This window comes from Actinoplanes sp. NPDC049599 (assembly GCF_044465625.1).
Taxonomy (GTDB): Bacteria; Actinomycetota; Actinomycetes; order Mycobacteriales; family Micromonosporaceae; genus Actinoplanes.
On sequence record NZ_JBITLX010000019.1, the window covers coordinates 34,002 to 54,989 of the forward strand.

At 70.5% G+C, this 20,988-nt stretch carries 21 protein-coding genes; 6 read left to right on the plus strand and 15 right to left on the minus strand.

Annotation, left to right across the window (positions count from 1 at the left end; genetic code table 11):
- Window positions 1–85: 85 nt before the first annotated feature.
- The 13 genes from ACIBQZ_RS28405 to ACIBQZ_RS28465 form a co-directional block, all read right to left on the minus strand.
- Window positions 86–598, minus strand: a complete 513-nt coding sequence (locus tag ACIBQZ_RS28405) for a hypothetical protein (RefSeq protein ID WP_396091855.1) — start codon at window positions 596–598, stop codon at window positions 86–88.
- Window positions 599–798: 200 nt separating this feature from the next.
- Window positions 799–1,914 carry an MCE family protein gene (locus tag ACIBQZ_RS28410; RefSeq protein WP_396091856.1) on the minus strand — a complete coding sequence of 372 codons (1,116 nt, stop codon included), beginning with the start codon at window positions 1,912–1,914 and terminating at the stop codon, window positions 799–801.
- Window positions 1,914–3,236: an MCE family protein gene (locus ACIBQZ_RS28415; protein WP_396091857.1), complete on the minus strand. Its 1,323-nt coding sequence runs from the start codon at window positions 3,234–3,236 to the stop codon at window positions 1,914–1,916. The genes ACIBQZ_RS28410 and ACIBQZ_RS28415 overlap by 1 nt, the downstream gene beginning before the upstream one ends.
- Window positions 3,236–4,270 (minus strand): MCE family protein, encoded by a 1,035-nt coding sequence (locus tag ACIBQZ_RS28420; RefSeq protein ID WP_396091858.1) that lies wholly within the window; start codon window positions 4,268–4,270, stop codon window positions 3,236–3,238. The genes ACIBQZ_RS28415 and ACIBQZ_RS28420 overlap by 1 nt, the downstream gene beginning before the upstream one ends.
- A complete protein-coding gene (locus ACIBQZ_RS28425; protein ID WP_396091859.1) occupies window positions 4,267–5,277 on the minus strand; it encodes an MCE family protein in 1,011 nt (336 codons plus the stop codon). Before ACIBQZ_RS28425 ends, ACIBQZ_RS28420 begins: the two co-directional genes overlap by 4 nt.
- Window positions 5,274–6,296 carry an MCE family protein gene (locus ACIBQZ_RS28430; protein ID WP_396091860.1) on the minus strand — a complete coding sequence of 341 codons (1,023 nt, stop codon included), beginning with the start codon at window positions 6,294–6,296 and terminating at the stop codon, window positions 5,274–5,276. Before ACIBQZ_RS28430 ends, ACIBQZ_RS28425 begins: the two co-directional genes overlap by 4 nt.
- The gene (locus tag ACIBQZ_RS28435; RefSeq protein WP_396091861.1) at window positions 6,293–7,477 is read right to left on the minus strand and encodes an MCE family protein; all 1,185 of its coding nucleotides are present in this window, start codon (window positions 7,475–7,477) and stop codon (window positions 6,293–6,295) included. Before ACIBQZ_RS28435 ends, ACIBQZ_RS28430 begins: the two co-directional genes overlap by 4 nt.
- Complete coding sequence (locus ACIBQZ_RS28440; RefSeq protein ID WP_396091862.1) at window positions 7,477–8,277, minus strand: MlaE family ABC transporter permease; 801 nt, start codon at window positions 8,275–8,277, stop codon at window positions 7,477–7,479. The genes ACIBQZ_RS28435 and ACIBQZ_RS28440 overlap by 1 nt, the downstream gene beginning before the upstream one ends.
- 1 nt (window position 8,278) lies before the next feature.
- Entirely contained in the window at window positions 8,279–9,037 is a 759-nt protein-coding gene (locus ACIBQZ_RS28445) for an MlaE family ABC transporter permease (RefSeq protein ID WP_396091863.1), read from the minus strand.
- On the minus strand, window positions 9,034–10,002 hold the full coding sequence (locus ACIBQZ_RS28450) for an ABC transporter ATP-binding protein (protein ID WP_396091864.1): 969 nt from the start codon (window positions 10,000–10,002) through the stop codon (window positions 9,034–9,036). The genes ACIBQZ_RS28445 and ACIBQZ_RS28450 overlap by 4 nt, the downstream gene beginning before the upstream one ends.
- 174 nt (window positions 10,003–10,176) lie before the next feature.
- Entirely contained in the window at window positions 10,177–10,995 is an 819-nt protein-coding gene (locus ACIBQZ_RS28455; protein ID WP_396091865.1) for a hypothetical protein, read from the minus strand.
- A 206-nt stretch (window positions 10,996–11,201) separates the two neighbouring features.
- Window positions 11,202–11,969, minus strand: a complete 768-nt coding sequence (locus ACIBQZ_RS28460; protein WP_396091866.1) for a hypothetical protein — start codon at window positions 11,967–11,969, stop codon at window positions 11,202–11,204.
- 33 nt (window positions 11,970–12,002) lie between these two features.
- On the minus strand, window positions 12,003–12,611 hold the full coding sequence (locus ACIBQZ_RS28465; protein WP_396091867.1) for a hypothetical protein: 609 nt from the start codon (window positions 12,609–12,611) through the stop codon (window positions 12,003–12,005).
- A gap of 422 nt (window positions 12,612–13,033) precedes the next feature.
- On the opposite strand from ACIBQZ_RS28465, the gene ACIBQZ_RS28470 reads away from it, so the two are divergent.
- The 3 genes from ACIBQZ_RS28470 to ACIBQZ_RS28480 are packed head-to-tail and all read left to right on the plus strand — an operon-like array spanning window position 13,034 to window position 15,435.
- Entirely contained in the window at window positions 13,034–14,263 is a 1,230-nt protein-coding gene (locus ACIBQZ_RS28470; protein WP_396091868.1) for a helix-turn-helix domain-containing protein, read from the plus strand.
- Window positions 14,260–14,775 (plus strand): hypothetical protein, encoded by a 516-nt coding sequence (locus tag ACIBQZ_RS28475; protein ID WP_396091869.1) that lies wholly within the window; start codon window positions 14,260–14,262, stop codon window positions 14,773–14,775. The genes ACIBQZ_RS28470 and ACIBQZ_RS28475 overlap by 4 nt, the downstream gene beginning before the upstream one ends.
- Window positions 14,776–14,802: 27 nt before the next feature.
- Complete coding sequence (locus ACIBQZ_RS28480; RefSeq protein ID WP_396091870.1) at window positions 14,803–15,435, plus strand: hypothetical protein; 633 nt, start codon at window positions 14,803–14,805, stop codon at window positions 15,433–15,435.
- A gap of 14 nt (window positions 15,436–15,449) precedes the next feature.
- Here the strand turns inward: ACIBQZ_RS28480 and ACIBQZ_RS28485 are convergent, their stop codons facing one another.
- Window positions 15,450–16,718 carry an acetyl-CoA C-acetyltransferase gene (locus ACIBQZ_RS28485; RefSeq protein WP_396091871.1) on the minus strand — a complete coding sequence of 423 codons (1,269 nt, stop codon included), beginning with the start codon at window positions 16,716–16,718 and terminating at the stop codon, window positions 15,450–15,452.
- A gap of 52 nt (window positions 16,719–16,770) precedes the next feature.
- On the opposite strand from ACIBQZ_RS28485, the gene ACIBQZ_RS28490 reads away from it, so the two are divergent.
- Window positions 16,771–18,099 (plus strand): 3-oxoacyl-ACP reductase, encoded by a 1,329-nt coding sequence (locus ACIBQZ_RS28490; protein WP_396091872.1) that lies wholly within the window; start codon window positions 16,771–16,773, stop codon window positions 18,097–18,099.
- 1 nt (window position 18,100) lies between these two features.
- The gene (locus ACIBQZ_RS28495; RefSeq protein ID WP_396091873.1) at window positions 18,101–18,949 is read left to right on the plus strand and encodes a MaoC/PaaZ C-terminal domain-containing protein; all 849 of its coding nucleotides are present in this window, start codon (window positions 18,101–18,103) and stop codon (window positions 18,947–18,949) included.
- Here ACIBQZ_RS28495 and ACIBQZ_RS28500 read toward each other — a convergent pair.
- On the minus strand, window positions 18,927–19,595 hold the full coding sequence (locus tag ACIBQZ_RS28500) for a TetR/AcrR family transcriptional regulator (protein ID WP_396091874.1): 669 nt from the start codon (window positions 19,593–19,595) through the stop codon (window positions 18,927–18,929). The genes ACIBQZ_RS28495 and ACIBQZ_RS28500 overlap by 23 nt on opposite strands.
- A 73-nt stretch (window positions 19,596–19,668) precedes the next feature.
- On the opposite strand from ACIBQZ_RS28500, the gene ACIBQZ_RS28505 reads away from it, so the two are divergent.
- A complete protein-coding gene (locus ACIBQZ_RS28505) occupies window positions 19,669–20,880 on the plus strand; it encodes an acyl-CoA dehydrogenase family protein (RefSeq protein WP_396091875.1) in 1,212 nt (403 codons plus the stop codon).
- Window positions 20,881–20,988: the final 108 nt, after the last annotated feature.

The window sequence follows — 20,988 nt, forward strand, 5'->3', positions numbered from 1 at the left end:
GTGACTTTGGGCTCTGCCGGCCGAGGGGCGGCATTCGTACGCCTGGCGGCATCTTCCGCGGAGGTGTGCCATGTCGGTGATCCGCTCACAAGACCTGCAGAACGTTGCCCGGCTGCGCGACCCGCTCGGGGTGTTGTCGGTCTATGTCACGGTCGATCCGCACCAGGACAGCCTCGGTCCGCCGCCCGGGCCGGTGCTCCTGCCGCAGCTGATGGCCGGGCTGCGTCGCCGGATCTCCGACTCCGCCGACCACGAAGTCACCGATCGCCCCGTCCGGGCTGATCCAGGTCTCCCAGGGTGTGGTGCAGGTGAGCTTGGCCGGCCCGTCGCTGGTGCAGTCCGAGAACTCGTCCGCCATGCCGAGGCTGACGCCGTCCAGGTCGCCGGACAGCTGGTAGACCGCCGTGGCGCCGGTGACGATTGTCTCCTTGTCGGAGAACAGGATCGGGGCGATCTGGGTACTGCCGCCGGCGGCGACCGTGACGTCCGGCAGGGCAATGTCGATGGCCGGAGCAGCGGCGTAGGCAGGGGTGGTGAGCGCGGCTGCGACGGCGACGGCGACACCGACGAGCACGTGCCGGCCGAGGGAGCGGTGCATGAGGGGTGTCCTCCCGGAGGGTCCTGTAAGGCGGAGCGAGGGGAGCCTAGAAGGCTGTCGCGCGCGCCACCGCCCCGCTGGGACGAACCCGTACCGCCGTTGCCAAAACGAGATCAGCCTTAGTGCCGCCCACCCGCACGACCGCCGGCTTGCGGCGCTGCGCACCACCTCGGCGTGGTGCCGTGCTGGTCCCCCGGCGCTCACCTGTTCCCACGTGGCGCGTTCGCCGAGCCGCGGACGCCCACTCCGGTGCTGGGGGGCAGCGAGCAGTGCGCCGCCGTGTTCAGCTTCGGGCCGGGCGCCGTGTCGAGCCCGTTGCGGTACGTCGTTCCCCCGTACCCGCTGGTGCATGGAAGCGGCTTGAAGAACGTGGTGACCAGCCCCATGTCGATGCCGTCCGCGGTGATGGCCGTCGATCCGGCCGCCGTCACGGCGGGGAGCGTCACCAGCGCCTGCTCCAGCCCGTCGCGGCGGATCAGCGCGATGTCCGAGGTGGTGAGCAGATTGCTCAGCAGCACGCCGAGGCCCGGATCGGTGTCGTTCAGCAGCCCGCTCACCTGATCCGCAGCCGCGGGGGCTGCGAGGATGAGGCGCCGCAGGTCCTCATCGGAGCTGTCCAGTTGGGTGGCGAGCAGGTTCAGGTCACGACTGAACGAGCGCAGCGCGTCGCTCGACTCCTGCTGCGTGCGGAGCACCACCTGACCGTTGTCGAGAAGCTGGGTCGTGGAACCGATGTTGTCCGACGCGGCCCGGGTCAGTTCCCCGCCGGTGTCCAGCAGGATCTGCAGGTTCGGGCCCTGGCCGGCCAGGGCCCGGTCCAGTTCGTCGACCACGGTGCGCAGGTCGTCCTTGGGTACGGAGGCGGCCAGGCTGTCCACCGAGGTCAGCACCGTGGTGACCGGCAGGGGAAGCCGGGTGTCCGCGTGCTCGATACGCGATCCGGCGGCCAGGTACGGTCCGCTGTCGCTCTTCGGACGCAGGTCGACGTACTGTTCTCCCACTGCCGACCGGTTGGCCACCACGGCCTGCACCGCGGCCGGGACGCGCGGCGCGGATTGGTCGATCTTGAGGTCGGCCTCGATGCCGTCGGCGGTCAGCCGCATGGCGCCGACGCGTCCGACCGTCACCCCCCGGTAGGTCACCTCCGCGTTGGTGAAGATGCCGCCGGACTCGCCCAGTTCGAGGCGGACCACGTAGTAGCCGCTGTGGCCGACGTAGCGGCCCAGGTCGGCATAGCGCAGCCCGATGAAGCCGACCACGAGCGCACCGAGGACGGCGAACAGGACGATCTTGAGCTTTGCGCCGGGCCTGAGCATCAGCCGGCACCTCCGGGGGATGGGTCCGACGGCGTCGAGGGTGTCGACGACTCGGGCGGCGAGGAACCGGTGGGCGGCGATGTCGGCGCGGACGCTGAGGGAGGGGTGGCCTGCGAAGGAGGGACGGCCTGCGAGGGCGGGCCGATCTGCGACGGTGAGGTGGCCTGCGAGGGCGTCGTGCCCCACGGTGGCGTCGAACTCACGATGGGCAGGGGCAGGGGCGGAACGCCGGCTCCGGGTGCGCTCGGCCTGGTCGAGGCCGGCGCGCGGCGACCCTGTTGCTCCCGCGCTGCGGCAGCGATGGCATCGCCGGGAGTCAGCGGCGGGATCACGGTCGTGCCGGGCGCGGCGACCAGCGACAGATACACGTTGAGGTAGTCACCCTTGATCGTGTCGAGGGCGGCGTCGGTGAAGGGGTAGGTCAGCAGGATCTGCAGCGCCTGCGGGAGGGCCTGCCCGGCGTTGCTGAGCTGGCGCAGCACCGGGTCCAGCAACTTCAGGTCGGCCACCAGGTCGGCCTGGCTCCGCTCGATGGTGTCGACCGCCGTGTGGGACAGGGAGTCGAGCGATTGCAGCATCGTGACCAGCTCACCGCGCTGCTGTTCCAGTACCCGCAACCCCGGAGAGAGGTCGTCCAGAATGGTGCCGATCTGCTGGTCTCGCTGGGCCAGCTCGCCCGCGAAGCGGTTCAGCGCGTCGATCGCGGCGGTGATGTCCGCCCGATTGTCGTCCAGACTGGACATGAGGGTGTCGATGTTCTTCAGCAGCGCCTTGATCTCGGGCTCGTTGCCGTCCAGAGCGTTGTTCAGCTCCACGGTGATGGTGCGCAGCTGGGCGATCCCGCCGCCGTTCAGGAGCATGGAGAGGGCGCCGAGGACCTCCTCGACCTCCGGGTTGCGGTTCGTTCGGGCCAACGGAATCTCGGCGCCGTCGCTGAGCGTCCCGGCGCCGGAGCCGTCGGCGGGTGCGGCCAGCTGAATGTACTTCTCGCCCAGCAGGCTGGACTGATGCAGGCGGGCCACGGCGTTGGCCGGCAGGTGGACGGATCCGTTGACTTCCATGGTGACCCGCGCGGTCCAGCTCCCGTCGGGCAGCTCGACCTTCGAAACCCGGCCGACCGGCACGTTGTTCACCCGTACCGCCGCGTGCGGCACCAGATCAAGGACATCGGCGAAGTCGGCGACGACCCGGTACGGGTGCGGTCCGAGGTCGGCGCCGCCGGGCAGCGGCAGATCGGCGGCGCCGGAGAAGGTGATCGGGCCGCAGCCGCCGAGCAGCACCGCCACGGCGGGGAGGATGAGCAGGCGGGGCCAGCGATTCATCAGCGGCCTCCCGGGGTGCCTACGGGAGGCAGAGGCAGGGCGGGCGCCGCGGCGGGCGCCTGATCCGGACCGAGCTCTCTCAGGTTTCCCCTTCCCTCGAAGGAGCCGGTGGCCGGGTTGTAGGCACCGACCACGTTGGTGAGCGCCAGCGGCACCACGTCCAGCGCCTCCTCGAGCGAGGCGCGCTGCCGCAGCAGGGTGTCCGTGATCGAAGCCAGTTTGTCGACATTGGACGTGATCCGGCCGCGGTTGTCCCGGATGAAGTCGCGCACCTGGAGCAGGGCGGTGGCGAGTTCAGTGAGCGCGGCGGCGAGTTCCTGCCGGTCGTCGGCGAGGAAGCCGGCCACGTCGCGCAGCTGGATCTCCGCCTTCCGCACCTGGTCGTCGCTGTCCCTCAGCATGGCCGTGAAGCGCTCGAGGTTGGCGATGGTGCCGAACAGGTCGTCCTGGGAACCCGAGAGCGTCCGGGTTGCCTTGCCGAGGTCGGCGATGCTGCTGCCCAGCGCTCTACCGTTTCCGTCCAGGTTGGCGGCGCCGGTGTCCAGCAGATCGGACAGTGCACCGGTGCGGTTGGCGCCGTCCGGTCCCAGCGCCGTGGCCAGCCGGTTGAGGCTCTCGTAGAGCTGATCGAGCTCGACCGGCGTGGCGGTGCGGTCGATCGGTATCTCGTCGCCGTCGGCCATCTTCGCGCCGCCGGTGTAGGCCGGGCTGAGCTGGACGTACCGGTCGCTGACGATGCTGGGCGCGACGACCGCGGCCAGCGCGCCGGCCGGCACGTCGACATCGCGGTCGATCGTGATCCCCACCCGTACCCGCGTGCCCTGCGGGCTGACCGAGGTGATGGTACCGACCGGCACGCCGAGCACCCGCACGTCCGAGCCGGCGTACACGCCGACCGCCTCGCCGAAGTACGCGACGATCTGCCTGGTGCCGAAGTCGCGCATCACGAGCCAGGCCAGCGAGCCGGTGAAGACGACCAGCACCGCGAGGGTAGCCGCGAGGATCCGGCCCGCCCGGTACGACGTCGGGCTCATCGCGTGCTCCCTGTCCTCGGTGGCATGCATCCGCTCGGCGGCGCGGTGCCGGCCGGCAGGTACGAGTCGGGCACGAGGCCGCACAGGTACGCGTCGAACCAGCGCCCGTTGCCGATGGCATTGCCCACCATCCGGTAGTACGGGCCGGCCAGGGCAAGTGCCCGGGTGAGGTTGTCCTGGTTGCGCTGCAGCACGTCGGTGACCCGGTCCAGCGCCGCCAGCGTCGGGCCCAGGGTCGCGGTGTTGTCGGCGACCAGCCCGGAGATCTGCGCGGCCAGTTGCTGAGTGCCGGTCAGCAGCGCGCCGATCGCGTCGCGCCGTCGCTGGACCTCGGCCAGCAGCAGGTTGCCGTCGGCCAGCAGCGCCTGGAACTGCGCGTTGTCGTCGGCCAGTCGCCCGGTGATCTGCCTGGTCGCCGTGAGCAGCTGGGCCAGTTGGGTGTCCCGGGAGGAGATGGTGCGCGAGAGGTCGGACAGCCCTCGCAACGCCCCCTGCACCGAATCGGGCGTGTTGCGGAAGGTCTGCGCCATCGTGGAGAAGCTGCGGGCCAGCGCGTCCGTGTCGATCTGGCTGACGGTGTCCGACAGCTGCCCGAACGCCGCGGTGACGTCGTACGGCGAGGTCGTCCGGCTGACCGGGATGGTGGTCCGCGGGTCCTGCGATGCCCCGCCGAGCGGGTCGAGGGCGAGCACCTTGTCGCCGAGCAGCGTCTTGATCCGGATGGCCACGGTGCTGGTGTCGCCGACCCAGGTGTCCTTGACCCGGAAGTCGACCCGCACCAGGCCGTCGTGCAGCGCCACGCGCGTGACGGTGCCCACCTTCACGCCGGCGACCCGCACCTCGTTGCCCGTGCGCAGTCCGGCCGCCTCGGTGAAGTCGGCGGTGTACGTGGTGCCACCGCCGACGATCGGGAGGTGATCGGCGTTGAACGCGACCAGCGCGAGCACGGCGGCCAGCACGAGGCCGAGCACGCCGGCGAGGGCGGGATGACGGCTGGGGCGGCTCATCGGCATCTCGTCTCGGTCACCGGAAGCCCGGTCGGCGGCGGGCTGCCGTCCGCGGCGGTGACCCCGCTGACCGTCGCTGAGCAGAGGTAGAAGTTCAGCCAGGAGCCGTACGAGGCGGTCCGACCGATGTTCTCCATCTTCACCGGCAGGCGCTGGAGGAACGTGTCCAGCTCGGAGCCTTCCGACAGGGTGGCCGAGACCTTGCCGAGCGACACGATGTCCCGGCGGAGCGGCTCCCGTCCGCTTCGGAGCAGGCCGGCCGTGGTGGTGGTCAGATCGCCGATCGCATCGATCGCCTGGCCGATGGGTTTCCGGTCCCGGGCCAACCCGGAGACCAGCTCCTGGAGTGTGCCGATCAGCGCGGAGAGCTTGTCGCCGCGCGCGTTGACGGTCGTCAGGACCGCGTTGAGGTTGTCGATGACCTTGCCGATCACCTCGTCCTTGGCGGCCAGGGTGGAGGTCAGTGACGCCGTGTGGGCCAGCAGGCTGTCGACGGTGCCGTCCTCCCCCTGCAGGACCTGAACGACCTCGTTGGCCAGCTGGTTGACGTCCTCGGGGGCCAGCGCCTGGAACAGCGGCTGGAAGCCGTTGAACAGCGCGGTGAGGTCCAGCGCCGGCGTGGTGCGCCCGAGCGGGATGGTCTGTCCGGGCACCAGGACCTGACCGACCGGGCCCACGCCCTGGGCCAGCGTGATGTAGCGCTGCCCCACCAGGTTGCGGTATTTGATGGTGGCGGTCACCGAGCCCGGCAGGGTACGCGCGGCATCGACGGTGAACCTCACCTCGGCCACCCGGCGGTCGACCACCCGGACGCCGGTCACCTGGCCCACCCGCACCCCGGCGATGCGGATGTCATCACCATCGGACAGGCCGGTCACATCGGTGAACTGGGCACGGTAGGTCCGGGTCTCGCCGACGCTGGTGTTGGTGATACTCAGACCGAGAACTGCCGTGGCGACCACGGTCACGACGGCGAACACGGTGCCCTTGACGGCCGGGCCGGCGATACTCCTCGTCATGGCGTCAGCGTCACCTCCTTGCCGCGGAAGACCGGGCCGACCAGCAGGCTGCTCCAGGGCGGCAGCGACCGCGGTGCCACACCGAGCGAGGCTGCCATCAGTTCGTTGAGGTACGCATTCTCCTGCGGCGTATTGGCCAGGCTGTCCGGCGTGGGATAGCAGGCGGGTCCGCTCTTGTCCCGGTACACGGGGTCGTCCTTTCCGGGCCGGTACTCCCCGCGTGAGGGGCTGACGTGCAGCCGCACGTGCAGCCCCGGCTCCGCCGTACCTTTCCCCAGGGCTTTGTCCATGTCGGACGCTGTGTCGGTCAGCTGTTGCAGGACACACGGAAACTCGGGCGCGTACTTGGCCAGCACGGTCAGCGTCGGCCGGCTGTTGGCGGACAGCCGGATGATGGTGTCCCGGTTGTCCAGCAGGAATGAGTTCAGGTCGCCTCCGGCCGAGGTCACCGAGGCGAACAGCGTGCGGAGATTGCTCTGCTGCTCGACCAGGGTCCGGCTGGTCACGCTCAGGTGGGTCAGCGCGTCGGTCAGGTCGGGTGCCGCGTCCGTGTAGCTGTTCACCACCTCCACCAGCCGGCTGATGTCCTCGTTCAGCCGTGGCAGCGACGGTTCCAGCTCCGTCAGATACGCGTTGAGATCACGCAGCGTCGTGCCGAGCTGGGCGCCACGGCCGTCCAGCGCCTGGGCGATGGCGGTGAGCGTCACGGACAACTTGTGCGGTTGCACCGCCTGCAACAGGGGCAGCAGATCCGCGAGGACCCGCTCCAGCTCGATCGCGTTGGCCGAGCGGTCCTGCTGGATGACCGCGTGTTCGGCCAGCCGGGCCGGACCGGGGCGGCGGGGCAGGACCAGGGCGACGTACCGCTCGCCGAACAGGGTGGTCGGCAGCAGCTGGGCCGAGACGTCGGCCGGCAGCAGCCGGAACTGGTCGGGCCGCAGCGCCAGTTCCAGCCGGGCGCCGTCGCCGGTCGACGTGATCCGGCGGACCTCGCCCACCACGACGCCGCGCGCCTTCACCTCGGCACGGGGGTGCAGGTTGTTGCCGGCGTTGTCGGTCTCCACGACGACCATGGCCGCCGGGGTGAACCGCCCCTGGTAGCGGGCGACGACGAACCACACCAGCAGCAGGAGGACCGCGAGGAACGCGAACCCGGCCAGGCGGCGGCTCAGCGTGGCCATCAACCGGTCACCTTCACCGTCGTCGTGGATCCCCAGATCGCCAGGCTGAGCAGGAAGTCGGTCAGGCTGATCAGCACGATGGCATTGCGGACGGCGCGACCCACGGCAACTCCCACGCCGGCCGGGCCGCCGCTGGCCCGGTAGCCGTAGTAGCAGTGGGTCAGGATCACCATGACGCTGAAGACGAGCACCTTGCCGACCGACCACAGGACGTCCTGCGGCGGCAGGAACAGCGCGAAGTAGTGGTCGTAGGTGCCGGCGGACTGCCCGTTGAACAGGATGGTCGTCCACCGGGAGGCGGCATACGAGCTGATCAGCCCCATGGCATACAGCGGGATGATGGCGACGAACCCGGCCAGTACCCGGGTGGTGACCAGGAAGGGCAGGCTGGGCACCCCCATCACCTCCAGCGCGTCCACCTCCTCCGAGATGCGCATCGACCCGAGCTGAGCGGTGAAGCCGGCGCCGACCGTTGCGGACAGGGCCAGGCCGGCCACCAGCGGAGCGATCTCCCGCGTGTTGAAGTACGCCGAGATGAAGCCGGTGAAGGCGGAGGTGCCGATCTGATCCATCGCGGCGTACCCCTGAAGTCCGACGACCGTGCCGGTGAACATGGTCATCGCGACCATCACGCCGACCGTGCCGCCGATCACGCCCAGGCCGCCACTGCCGAAGGCGACCTCGGCCAGCAGCCGCAGGATCTCCCTCGAGTAGCGGAACAGCGCCCGGGGCACCCACAGCGCCACGCGCACGTAGAAGATGAGCGAGTCGCCCAGGGTGTCCACAGGGGAGAGAAGCACCTCAGGCCCCCTTCGGTGGCACGACGCGCAGATAGATGGCCGTGATGATCAGGTTGACGAAGAACAGCAGCAGGAACGCCACCACGACGGACTGGTTCACCGCGTCACCCACCCCCTTGGGGCCGCCCTTGGCGGAGATTCCCCGGTTGGCCGCGACCACCCCGGCGATGAAGCCGAAGATGAGCGCCTTGATCTCGCTGACCCACAGGTCGGGCAGGTGCGCCAGGGCGGAGAAGCTGGCCAGGTACGCCCCCGGCGTGCCGTTCTGCATGATGACGTTGAAGAAGTACCCGCCGACGACACCGACGGTGGAGACCAGCCCGTTGAGCAGCACGGCGACGCCCATAGCGGCGTGCACCCGGGGCACGACCAGGCGCTGGACCGGCGAGATGCCCATCACCTCCATCGCATCCATCTCCTCGCGGATGGTGCGAGCGCCCAGGTCGGCGCAGATGGCCGAGCCGCCGGCGCCGGCCACGAGCAGCGCCGTCACCAGCGGGCTGGCCTGCTGGACGATGGCCAGCACACTGGCCGCCCCGGTGAACGACTCCGCGCCCAGCTGCCGGGTCAGCGAACCGACCTGGAGGGCGATGACCGCGCCGAACGGGATCGAGACCAGCGCCGCCGGCAGGATCGTCACGCTGGCGATGAACCAGAACTGCTCGACGGTCTCGCGGACCTGCGGCCGGGTGCTGAACGACAGGCGGACCACCTGAGCCGCCAGCGTGAAAACCCGGCCGGTGTCGGCGAGTGCGTTCACGGGGACACCTCGTCGAGGCCGGCCAGGATGCCCTGCTGGGCCGCGGGTGGCAGCTGGTGCAGGATCCGCAGCACGCGCTCCCGGCGACGCGCGGCCGCCTGCCGGTGCGGCTGGCCCGGGGTCGGCGTCAGCTGCGGTACGACGCCGCGGACCTCGTCCAGGTCGGTGTTGATCATTCCTTCCGCGGCGGTGGCGGCCTCGTCCTTCTCCTCGGACATCCCGATGGGTCCGCTGCGCCGGCCGTTGAGGAACTGCGCCACCACCGGTTCGTCGCTGGTGAGCAGCACCTCGCGAGGGCCGAAGGAGACCAGTTGCCGGCGGTACAGCATGCCGATGTTGTCCGGCACGGTCCGGGCCATCTGAATGTTGTGGGTGACGATCAGAATGGTCGCGTCGATCTGCGCGTTGAGGTCGATCAGCAGCTGGGACAGGTACGCGGTGCGCACCGGATCCAGCCCGGAGTCGGGTTCGTCGCACAGGATGAACTCGGGATCGAGGACCAGCGCACGGGCCAGGCCGGCGCGCTTGCGCATGCCGCCGGAGATCTCGCCGGGCAGCTTGGACTCGGCTCCGCTCAGGCCGACCATCGCCATCTTCTCCTCGACGATGGACCGGATCTCCCGCTCGTTGCGGCGGGTGTGTTCGCGCAGCGGGAAGGCGATGTTGTCGTACAGGTTCATCGAGCCGAACAGCGCACCGTCCTGGAACATCACGCCCATCAGCCGCCGGGTGCGATAGAGCTGGCGCTCCTGGCAGGAGACGATGTCCACGCCGTTGATCACGACCCGGCCGCGCTCGGGCCGGACCAGGCCGACGAGGGTCTTGAGGAAGACCGTCTTCCCGGTGCCGGAAGGACCGAGCATGACCGAGATCTCGCCGGCCGGCAGGGTCAGGGAGACGTCTCGCCACACCGTGTGCCGGCCGAAGGACTTGGTCAGACCGTCAGCCTCCACTTCGATGCCCATCGTTGTCTCCGGCCTGTCGGGAAAGGAGGTTACTCGGCGGTACGTTGCTGTCCGGCACGTTACTTCCGGCAACATCACGACACAAGAAGTCGACCACCGGACGGCTTTTGCCTGGTCAAAATTGTTAAGTATTGACAAGAGCCAATGGCTTGATTGTCACTCGACGACAAAACCTCATCGTTGCGGCGCCGGTATCTCGGGCGGGCAGCCGTTGGCGCCACCGGTACCCGGGGAGCAGAGGTTTCCCTGGATCATCTTCACGTAGTTGTTCGGCCCGGACAGCGGCGCGGTGAACAGCGGGTTCAGATCCTCCCCGTCGGCGCCCCGGCACCCGGCGAACGCACCGATGGTGGTGGTGCCGGTGAGCGGTCCACCGCGGGCGACGGTGTAGCCGGTCGGCGGGATGGTGCTGTTGTCGCCCGATCCGACGAGGGTGAAGTTGTCGGCCTCCGGCTCGGTCGTGCGGCAGTCCGCGCCGGCCGCGAGCGGCACGCCGTTCACCCTGACGTCGCTGAGCCGGATCGAGATCCGGCCGGACAGCGTGGTCGAGACGAGGGTGTGCCGGCCGTTGGCCTGCGTCGTCTCCGCCGAGCCGGCGATCGGACCGAGCAGCGAGAGGTGCATGGTCGCGCTGACCGGCACGAAGCCGAACGTCAGGAACGTCGCGGTGGCCGGCGGGAACTCCCCCTCGGACAGGCCCGGGGTGCTGCCGTTCGGCTCCAGCATGAATCGGTAGTCGGTCACGGTGTGCCGAACGCCGCCGCGGATGACGCACAGTCCGATCGGGATCGTGGCCGGCACGCAGAAGCTCCGGTTCGCGATGATGACCACGCTGGCCAGAGCCGGGTCGGGCGAGCCGAGCAGAGCCGCGCCACCGAGCTTGGTGACGTTGGAGTACCCGACCACGTACGCGCATCCCAGCGACTGGAGCTGGCCCGGAACCTGGAATGCGCTGCACGCGGCCGGGGTGGCCGGCGCGGCCCGGGCCGCCATGGGCGGACGCGCCGGGGCTGGGCGACCGGTCCGGCGATCGCTGGCCGGTGCGGCCGAGGTCAGCATGCCCGCTGCTGCGAGTAGCACCGCGACTGTGGCCGTGCGGGTCAGCCAGCGGATGCGGTTATCCAGCAAGGAATCCCCTGTCGGTGGGGCCGCGCCCCGGTCGCCGGGCGACCGGGGCGCGGCGGAGCTTCCGATCCGGACTACGGCGCCGTGATCTGCAGGGCAGTGTCGAGCACGTACGGCGTGTCGTTGCCGAACGGGTTCTCGGCGTCAGCGGTGGCGTAGTAGGCGCCGATGTCACCGTTCCGCACCTCACCGAGGCAGCCGCTGACGTTGCTGATCGTCAACGGGCCGTCCGGCAGCGTGACGTCGCCGGTGGTGGAGGTGCCGTACTCCGGCGCGATGTCCGGGGTGACGTTCAACGACTGAGTCGCGTTGTCGTAGTACACCGGCGCGTCGCCCGAGACGGTGAACGAGCAGGCCGGCATGGACACGTTGACGTTCTTGATGTGGATGTAGCCGTCCCCGTTCGCCGGGGTGACGCCGTCGGACTTCACGCCTGGGTAGTTCTGGATGACGATCTCGTACGGCGTGTCCGTCGCGATCGAGGTCACCGATCCGAGCAGGCTGGTGCAGCCGCCCGCGGTGTTGAACAGCAGGCTCTCGATGCCGGTGGCGAACGTGGCGGGCAGGCCGACGCCCGTCTGGCTGGGCAGCACACCGGCGCCCCGAGATCCGTAGTTCTGGCCGCCGCCGCTCGTACAGGTCAGCGAGATGCCGGTGCTGAGATCCAGGAACGAACTGTGCGAGGTGACGGCGCTGTACGAGCCGCCCTCCGACGGACTGCTGACGGTGATGGTGGCCGCGGCGTCCGCAGCGCGGACACCGCCGGCGCCGATCAGGACCGCCGCGCTGGTCGCGGCGGCACACGAGAACAGGATGCGGGTCACGCGGGTGCGCGTACTCATCGTTGCCTCCTCAGTGGGGGATGCATTGCCGGCTCAGCCGAGGACAGCCGGGCCGAGGGTCAGGGTGAGCGTGTTGCCCGGCCCCGGGATGGTCAGGTTGATCAACCCGGTGTTCAGCAGGCAGTGCTCGAACGGGGGGATGGTGTACGTCCCGGAGACGTCACCACCGCGAAGCACGCTGAACCCGGGCTGCGAGGTCAAGGGGATCTCGGCCGGGCGGACGGTCTGGCAGCGGCTGCCGACCGGAGCGGGTAGGCCGGCGATGGTGAGGCGAGTCAGCCGCAGGGTCATGTGCGACGTGCTCTGCATCGCGCCGGTGTTGAGGTTCAGCGACCCCGTGGTCGGCTCCGCCTCGGTGAGCTCGACCGTCGCGGTAACCGGGATGAAGCCGAGTTCCTTGAAGTTCCCGGTGGCCGGTGGCAGGGAGACACTGGCCGTGAGGGCTCCGCTGGCCAGGTTGACCGTCGCGTGCAGGCTGCCCGGACCCAGCGGCAGGTCGGAGTCGTTGGAGTTGATGTGGCTGACGCCGTTGATCGGATAGGTGGCACTGAGGTCGGCCGCGGCGGCGGCTGGTGAGGCGGTGACGCCGACTGCCGTCGCGGCCATCGCCGCGATGAGAACACTTGCTGTCCGTACGCGCATTGACACTCTCCTGTGGGAAAACCCGCGACCGGATGGCCGCCGGGCCCGGCTGTAGCCCGCTCCGCTGGTCCCTTCCCGAGCCTGCCGGCGCCGTACGCAGGACCTGGGATCGATGGCCGTCAGTCGCTCGGAGTCGGCCTCGGCGGTATGTTACTGACGGGTTACATACGGCCACAAGAAGAGACGTCGATGAATTGCTTCGGCGCCCGGCAGGCCGTAATTTCTTATCATTTACCGCAGAACGCGCCGGGGCCGATTGTCACGACTCGCGAAATTCGGCCCCGGGACCGGCCCGCCGCCGCATGTCGGATTTGTCGGCTCTGGCCGGCCCGGAGCCCACCCTGGGCCAAGTCGGTCGACATGGACTATGTTCGATGCCACGTCGAACCGGCCGCAGGGCTGTCAGGAAGGGGCAGACCTCGATGACCCGTCCACCGCAGGTCGACAGCAACGCCACGAGGAACGGCCGGGCGAAGCCGGCAGAGGTGTTCCCCCGCCACATGGCCGTCATCATGCGGGCCGAACTGCCCAGCCTGGCTGCCGAGATCATCACCGAGATCCGCGAGACCATCCCCGAGTACGCCCGCCCCATGGACGGCCCGTACGGCCAGGCCATCCGGCTGGGCGTCGAGCACGCGCTCGAGTCCTTCATCGACCAGATCGCGGACCCGTCCGCGTCCCACGACGGCTGGGACGGGGTGTTCCGGCGGCTCGGCCGGTACGAGGCGAACGAGGATCGCAGCCTGGACAGCCTCCAGGCGGCATACCGGGTCGGCGCCCGGGTGTCCTGGCAACGGGCCGTGAAGGTGGGACGGCGAGAAGGTCTGCTGTCCTCGACCATGTTCCAGCTCGCCGACACGTTGCTCGGCTACATCGACCAGTTGGCCACGCTGTCCGTCGAGGGGTACATGGAGGCGAAGGCACACACCGCCGACGCGCTGAACCAATGGCGCCGCCGGCTGCTGCGGCTGATTCTGGAGTCCCCGCCCGCCCCCGAGAGCGCGGTGAAGGACCTGGCCAACCTGGCCGGCTGGACCGTGCCCGACGAGGTGACCATGATCGCCATGGGCCACGGCACCCCGGATGCGCGGCCGCCCCTGGATGACGTGTTGTCCGATCTGGACACCGTCGAGCCATGCCTGCTGGTGCCCGGCCGGCTTTCGGCGGACCGCCGGACCCGCCTGGCCGCCGTGTTCCCCGGCAGTCGCTTGGCGGTCGGTCCCACCGTGCGGGTGAACGCGGCAGCGGACTCGCTGCGCTGGGCCCGGCAGGCGCTTGCCCTGGCCGAGTCCGGCGCGATCGAAACCGGACCGGTGATTCTGTGCGAGCAGTACCTCTGCGAGATGCTGCTGTTCTCCGACCGGGCGCTCGTCGAGCAACTCGCCGACCGCGAGTTCGCCGCGGTGCGGGAGATGACCCCCCACCGGCGGAACCGGCTGATCGAGACGCTCGAGGCCTGGCTGGAGGCGCGCGGCTCGGCGGCCAAGATCGCCGAGCGACTGCGCGTGCATCCGCAGACCGTCCGCTACCGCATGCGTCAGCTCGAGCAGAGTCTCGGCGAGCAACTCGACGATCCGGACTCCCGCTTCGCCATGGAGCTGGTGCTGCGGGCCCGGCGGCTGCACGAGCGGTCCGGCGGAGCTGCCCGATGACCCGGGCCCGCCGCCTGCTGGTTCTGTCGGCTCTCGTGCTCGCTCTGGTCGCCGCCGGCGCCGCGGGGTGGACCGGCTGGTCGTGGTGGTCGGCCGCGCACGACGACTCGCTGCGGTATTCGCAGACCCGCGACGAGGTCATGCGCACCGCCGGGCAGGCGATTCAGAATCTCAACACCCTGGACTACCGTACGGCCGAGAGCGGCATCGATCTGTGGATCGAGTCCACCACCGGCACTCTGCGCGACCAGCTCAACCAGGGCCGCCAGAACTTCCTCACGCAGATCCAGAAGGCGAAGACCAGCACCACGGCGAAGATCCTCGACGGCGCGGTGACCGAGCTGGACGATCGCGCCGGCAAGGCGAGCGTCATCGTGGCCATCGAGCTGACGGTGACTCCGGCGACCGGCCGGCCGACCACCAAGCGGGAACGGCTGGCGGGCCAGCTCACCCGCACCGGGTCGACCTGGAAGCTCAGCTCCATCGGACAGGTACCGGTATCCGCGGCCTGAGCCCGCGCACGGAAGGAACCAGCGCGCATGCCGACACCCACCCGCCCAACCCGCCGAACCTTTACCCGGCGCATGGTGCGGCGCCGGACGCTCACCAATGCCACCCCGCCGGAACCCCCGGTTGCCGGGCCTTCCCTCCGGCGGCCCGTGGCGCTTGTCCTGTCCGCCGTGGTCCTGAGTGGACTGGCCGCGTGGTTCGCTCAGCAGGCAGACCAGGTGCGCGCCGCGGCGGGCACCAACATCGCACTGACCGACAACGCCGCCACCAGCGAGGCGAACGGTCAGGTCGCCAACGCGGTCAACACGCTCTTCTCATACCGCTACAACGACCTCGACAAGACCCAGCACGCCGCCCGGAGCCTGCTGACCGGCAAGGCCGTCTGCCAGTACGACCAACTGTTCGCGGTGGTCCGGCAACATGCGCCCCGGCAACGTCTGGTCGTCACGGTCACGGTCACCAACAGCGGGGTGCAGATGTTGACCGGCAATCGCGCGCGGGTGCTCGTCTTCGCCACCCAGAGCGACACCAGCACCGCCACGAAACAGACAGCCACCGCGGGCGCGATGTTCGCCGTCAACGCGGTGCGCCAGGACGGATCCTGGAAGGTGGAGAACATCGACACCTTCAACGGGGAGGCACGCACCTCCAGCTGCGGTTGACCCCGCCGGGCGGGTCAGCGCTCCAGGATGGCGACCAGGCCCTGGCCGCCGGCGGCGCAGATGGAGATGAGGCCACGGCCGGAACCCTTCTCGGCGAGCAGCTTGGCCAGGTTCGCCACGATCCGGCCGCCGGTCGCGGCGAACGGGTGGCCGGCCGCCAGCGAGGATCCGTTGACGTTGAGCCGGTCCCGGTCGATCGCGCCGAGCTTGTCGAACTCGGGCGACTCCCAGGCCGCCAGGGTCGCCAGCACCTGTGCGGCGAATGCCTCGTGGATCTCGTAGAAGTCGAAGTCCTGCAACGTCAGGCCACGACGGGCGAGCATCCGGGGTACGGCGTACGCGGGCGCCATCAGCAGGCCCTCGTCGCCGTGCACGAAGTCGACGGCGGCGGTCTCGCAGTCGGTGAACCAGGCCAGGACCGGCAGCGAGTGCGCCCGCGCCCATTCCTCGGAGGCCAGCAGCACGGTGGACGCGCCGTCGGTCAGCGGCGACGAGTTGCCCGCGGTCATGGTGGCCCGTCCGGCGTCCCGGCCGCGGGTGCCGAAGACCGGCTTGAGCGCGGCAAGGCGGTCCAGGCTGGTGTCGGGGCGCAGGTTCTCGTCCCGGGTCAACCCCAGGTACGGCGTGACCAGGTCGTCGAAGAAGCCCCGGTCGTACGCGGCGGCGAGGCGCTGGTGCGAGGCGAGGGCCAGGGCGTCCTGCGACTCGCGATCGACGTGCCAGCGCTCGGCGGTGACGGCGGCATGCTCGCCCATCGACAGCCCGGTGCGCGGCTCGGCGTTGCGCGGAATCTCCGGGCGGAAGGCCTGCTGGGGACGGAGTTTGGCGACGGCCCGGAGCCGGGCGCCGAGGCTGCGGGCCCGGTTGAGCTCCAGCAACGCCCGCCGCATGTCCTCGTTGAGCTGCAGCGGCGCGTCCGAGGTGGTGTCCACCCCGCCGGCGATACCGACCTCCAGCTGACCCAGCGCGATCTTGTTGGCGACCAGGATGACGGCTTCCAGCCCGGTGCCGCAGGCCTGCTGGATGTCGTACGCCGGGGTGTGCGGGTCCAGCCGGGAGCCGAGGACGGCCTCGCGGGTGAGGTTGAAGTCGCGGGAGTGCTTGAGCACCGCGCCGGCGACCACCTCGCCGATCCGCTGCCCGGCAAGCCCGTACCGGGCGACCAGCCCGTCCAGGGCGGCGGTCAGCATGTCCTGATTGGTGGCGAGGGCATACCGGCTGCCGGACCGGGCGAACGGGATCCGGTTCCCGCCCAGGACGGCCACGCGGCGCGTGTTCTGCACGGCATTCCTCCAGGAGCTTCATCGGTAACCTACTGGCGAGTAGGTTACTCGCATGGGTGACAGATACGCGAGTTTCGCGAATACCGATCTTGGCCGAACCGTGGTGCGGCGGCTGGGGCTTCCCGATCCGCCCCGGTTGCGCCGCCACGAACCGGGTGCGCCACTCGCGCCCGGACTGGTGCTGCTGGGTGCGGCGCCCGGCGGGCGGCTGGGCTGCCCGGTCCGCGATCTGCTCGACCGGATCGGCGTCGACGTGAGCGGCGCCGTCGAGGGCGGCACCCGCTACGGCGCGCTGATCTTCGACGCCACCGGGATCCTCGACTCGACCGGGTTGCGGGCGCTCTACGACTTCTTCCACCCGACGGCCCGCTCGGTACTCGGCTCCGGCCGGGTGGTGGTGCTGGGCACCGCGCCCGAGATGTGCGGCTCGGCGCGGGAGGCGACCGCGCAGCGTGCGCTGGAAGGGCTGGTCCGCAGCATCGGCAAGGAGTTCGGCCGCGGTATCACCGCGCAACTCGTCTACGTGGCGCCGGGCGGCGAGGACGCCATCGAGTCGACGCTGCGCTTCCTGCTCAGCGGTCGTTCGGCGTACGTCTCGGGCCAGGTGATCCGGGTCGGCACCGGCTCGGCGACCGCGCCGGCCGACTGGGACCGGCCACTGGCCGGCAAGGTCGCGCTGATCACGGGTGCGGCGCGGGGCATCGGAGCGGCCACCGCCCGGGTCCTCGCCCGCGACGGCGCCGAGGTGATCGCGCTGGACGTGCCGGACGCCGGCGACGCTCTCGCCGGGGTGGCCAACGAGGTACGCGGCCGGGCGCTGCAACTGAACCTGACCGCGCCGGACGCCGGCGAGCGACTGGCCGCCTATCTGCCCGGCGGAGTGGACGTGGTGGTGCACAACGCGGGGATCACCCGCGACAAGACGATCGCCCGGATGGACGTCACCCGGTGGAACTCGGTGCTCGACGTGAACCTGTCCAGCCAGGAGCGGATCAACGACGTCCTGGTGGAGCGCGGGGTGCTCGGCGACGGCGGCCGGATCGTCGGCGTGGCCTCGATCGCCGGTATCGCCGGCAACCGGGGGCAGACCAACTACGCCACGTCCAAGGCGGGCGTGATCGGCCTGGTGCAGTCGTGCGCCCCGGACCTGGCCGGTCGTGGGATCACCATCAACGCGGTCGCGCCGGGCTTCATCGAGACCGCGATGACCGCCCGGATGCCGGTCCTGCTGCGCGAGGCCGGCCGGCGGATGAACAGCATGGCGCAGGGTGGCCTGCCGATCGACGTGGCGGAGACCATCGCCTGGTACGCCTCGCCCGGCTCCGGCACGGTCACCGGCACCGTGGTCAGAGTCTGCGGCCAGAGCCTGGTGGGGGCCTGAGATGGCGGTCGACCTGACGGGACGGCCCGGCCCCTCGTACGCCCGGATCGCGCTCGGCCTGCTTTCCCGCCGGCGCGGCACCTCGCTGCCCGACCGGACGGTGATCCGCCGGGCGGCGGTCATCGACCGCGAGCACCTCGCCCGCTACGACCGGGTCTGCGGCTTCCGGCTCGCCGACGCGCTGCCGGCCACCTATCCGCACGTGCTGGCCGCGCCGCTCGCGATGCGGCTGATGTCCACCCCGGACTTCCCGTTCCCGCTCGCCGGGCTGGTGCACGTCGCGAACCGCATCACGGTGCGCCGGCCGATCGACGCCGGCAGCCGGCTCGACCTGTCCGTGCGGGCGGCCGGCCTGCGCCCGCACGACCGGGGACAGCAGTTCGACGTCATCAGCTCGGCGGCTGTCGACGGGGAGGAGGCGTGGCGTGGCGTCTCCACGTACCTCCGCAAGGACCGTCCGGGCGCCGCCCGGGGCGACCGACCGCCCGGGCCGGCCGCCACCGCGCGTTGGCGGGTCCCGGTCCGGGTGGGTCGCGACTACGCCGCCGTCTCCGGCGACCACAACCCGATCCACACCTCGCGGCTGGGCGCGTACCTGTTCGGCTTCTCCCGCCCGATCGCGCACGGGATGTGGAGCAAGGCACACTGCCTGGCCGCCCTCAACGGGCGGCTGCCGGCGGCCTACCGCGTGGATGTCGCCTTCAAGCTGCCCGTCCTGCTGCCGGCGACCGTCTCCTTCGCCGCGGCGCGGGCCACCGACGGCTGGGCCTTCACCCTGCACGCGGCGGGCTCCGGGCGCCCCCACCTGGCCGGCTCGGTCACCGGGGTCACGCCGCGTCCCGGGACGTGACCGGTGGTTCGGCGCCGCCCGGGACCCAGACGTCGCCGCGGAGCAGCTGCGCGGCGCCCAGCCAGGCGACGTTCATCAGCCGTCCGGCGGTCCGGTCCGGGTCCGCGTCCGGGTGCTCGGCCAGCCAGTCGGCAAGCGATTCCCCGGCGCCGACCAGGGCGTACGCGCTGACCTCGAGATCGGTGCCGGAGATCTGGCGGCCCTCGGCCCGTACGGCCCGGTCGAGCATGCCGGCGATCACGTCGACGATGCGCCGGCGCATGGCGGCCAGTTCGGCGGCGAACGGCTCCTGCCCGCGGGCCTGCCGGTAGAGCACGGACCAGCCGTCGCGGTGTGCGCCGACGAAGGTGAAGAACGCCCGCAGGCCCGACCACAGCTGATCGCTCAGGCCGAGGGCCGGGTCGACCACGTCGGCGATCGCCGCCAGCAGCCGGGCGGCCTCGCGGCGCAGGCAGGCGATGAACAGCTCCTCCTTGGTGCCCAGGTAGGCGTAGACCATGGGCTTGGAGACGCCGGCGACCTCGGCGATCTCGTCCATCGACGCGGCGTGGAAGCCGTGCTGGGAGAAGACCCGCACCGCGGCGTCGAGCACCTGCTGCTCACGGACCTCACGGGGCAGTCGCTTGAAGGTGCGATTGGTCGACACCCTTGGCAGACTACCCATCCTCCCCGTAACTTAACGCGTGAGTAGGTTTCTCCGAGGAAAGGCTGGCTCTACCGTGGAGTTCTGGCTCGATCTGAACGAGGAACAGCGTGACCTGCGCGAGTGGGTGCACGGCTTCGCCGAAGGAGTCGTCCGCCCGGCCGCTGCCGAGTGGGACGAGCGCGAGGAGACGCCGTGGCCGGTGATCCAGGAGGCGGCGAAGATCGGCCTCTACGGATTCGAGTTCCTCGCCAACACCTGGTCCGACCCGACCGGGCTGTCGCTGCCGCTGGCCAACGAGGAGCTGTTCTGGGGCGACGGCGGGATCGCCATGGCGATCTCCGGCACCTCCCTCGCGGTCGCCGCGATCTACGGCTCCGGCACTCCCGAGCAACTCGTCGAGTGGGTCCCGCAGTGCTTCGGCGACGCCGCTGATCCCAAGATCGGCGCGTTCTGCACCAGCGAGCCGGAGGCCGGCTCGGACGTCGCCGCGATGCGCACCCGGGCCGGCTACGACCAGGCGAAGGACGAGTGGGTCCTCAACGGGCAGAAGGCGTACGCCACCAACGGCGGCATCGCCAACGTGCACGTGGTCACCGCCTCGATCGACCCGGAACTCGGCGCGCGCGGCCAGGCCGCCTTCATCGTCCCGCCCGGCACCCCCGGCCTGGCGAGCACCCGGAAACTCAGGAAACTCGGCCTGCGGGCCTCGCACACCGCGGACATCTTCCTCGACGACGTACGGGTGCCCGGCAGCTGCCTGCTCGGCGGCAAGGAGGCGCTCGACGAACGACTGGCCCGCGCCCGCTCGGGACAGCGCGCCAGCCGCCAGGCCGCCATGCGCACGTTCGAACTGTCCCGCCCGGCCGTCGGCGCCCAGGCCATCGGCATCGCCCGCGCCGCCTACGAATACGCCCTCGACTACGCCAAGACCCGGGTGCAGTTCGGCCGGCCGATCATCGAGAACCAGGCGATCGCGTTCGCCCTGGCCGACATGCGCACCGAGATCGACGCCGCCCGGCTGCTGGTCTGGCGGGCCGCCTGGATGGGCCGCAACGACCGGCCGTTCACCGCCGGCGAGGGCTCCATGTCGAAACTCAAAGCCGGCGAGGTGGCCGTGGCCGCCACCGAGAAGGCGGTGCAGATCCTCGGCGGCGCCGGCTACCTGCGCGACCACCCGGTCGAGCGGATGTACCGGGACGCCAAGATCTACACCATCTTCGAGGGCACCTCCGAGATCCAGCGGCTGGTCATCTCCCGGGCGATCTCCGGGATGCCGATCCGCTGATTCTCTCCCCCTGGAGACACACCACCGCCATCAAGATCACGCCGTTCGCCACGCCGCTACGGCCGACGCAGCCCAAGGCGTTGCGGGGCGTCACGAAGGGCACAGGTG